Annotated in this window: 2 protein-coding genes; both read right to left on the bottom strand. The window is 78.8% G+C overall.

Features of this window, described 5'->3' with window-relative positions; genetic code table 11:
• A partial coding sequence (locus tag B0E53_RS36635) for an NTP transferase domain-containing protein (protein ID WP_168215502.1) occupies positions 1 to 120 on the bottom strand: 120 nt, incomplete at its 3' end.
• The coding region (locus tag B0E53_RS38335) for an AAA family ATPase (RefSeq protein WP_348639694.1) at positions 121 to 1,201 on the bottom strand (1,081 nt) is incomplete at its 5' end.

Below are 1,201 nucleotides of genomic sequence, written 5' to 3' on the forward strand. Positions count from 1 at the left end.
GGCCCGCTCCACCAGCAGCCGGCCGTCGGCGTGCCGGACCAACGCCTTCGGGCCGCCGTACCGGCGGCCGGCGCCGGCCGCGAGCAGCACGCCGGCCGGGCGGGCGGGGGGCGGAGCCATTCAGCCCACCCGGCCGGACAGGGCCGGTGCGGTGCCGTACTGGCCCAGCTCGCCGGCGAGCAGCCGGGCGGCGAACTGGTGCACGGTGCGCAGCATCGCGTACGTGGGGCGGCCGGCGTGGTGGCGGACCGTCACCAGGGACTTCGCCACCAGGCCGTCGAGGACCACGCTCGTCCGCAGCCGCCACCAGGGCGCGGCGCCGCAGACCCGGTCCACCTCGTCGAGGCCGAAGAGCCGGGGCAGCGCGCCGAGCCGCACGAAGCACCAGCGCTCGGCCGGGGTGAGGCAGTCGAGGCTGCGCTGGAGGGCGGCGGAGAGCGAGGTCTGGTGGGCCGGCTGGCCCCGCCGGCCGGGCCGGCGCAGCGCGGTCAGCGGGTCGTCGAGCCGGCGCAGCAGCTCGTCGAGGCTCTCGTCGGCCATCCGGTCGGCGGCCAGCTCGACGGCGAGCGGCAGCCGGTCGAGCAGCCCGCAGATCACCGCCACCGTGCCGACCTCCTTCGCGCTCACCTCGAAGCCGGGACGCGCCTGGGCCGCCCGGCGGGCGAAGAGCTGCACGGCCGGCATCCCCCGGACCCCGTCCGGGCCGGTGGTGAGCGCCGGCAGCGGCGGCAGCCGCCACACCGACTCGTACGCCAGGCCGAGCGGCTCCCGCGAGGTGACCAGCGCCGACACGCGGCGGCCCACCTGCACGACGTCGTCGACCAGGCCGGCGCAGCTGTCGGTGAGGTGGTCCACATTGTCCAGCACCAGCAGCAGGTGGCGGTCGGCCAGCAGCCGGGGCAGGCCGCCCCGCTCGGGCAGGCGGAGCAGCCGGCGGATCTCCCGGGTGACGTCCTCCGGCGTACGGGCCACGGCGAGGTCGACGGAGAGGACGCCGTCGGCGTACCCGGCGTGGACCCGGCGGGCGGCGGCGAGGGCCAGCGCGGACTTCCCGCAGCCGGCCGGCCCGGCCACGGTGACCACCCGGTGGTCGGCGAGCAGCCCGGTCAGCCGGGCCAGATCGGTCTCCCGGCCGATCAGCTCGGTCGCGCCGGGGCGTGGGCCCCGCCAGGGCGGCCGGGGCCGGCTGGCCACGCAGCCG

This window comes from Micromonospora sp. MH33 (assembly GCF_003013775.1).
Classification (GTDB): Bacteria; Actinomycetota; Actinomycetes; order Mycobacteriales; family Micromonosporaceae; genus Micromonospora; species Micromonospora fulviviridis.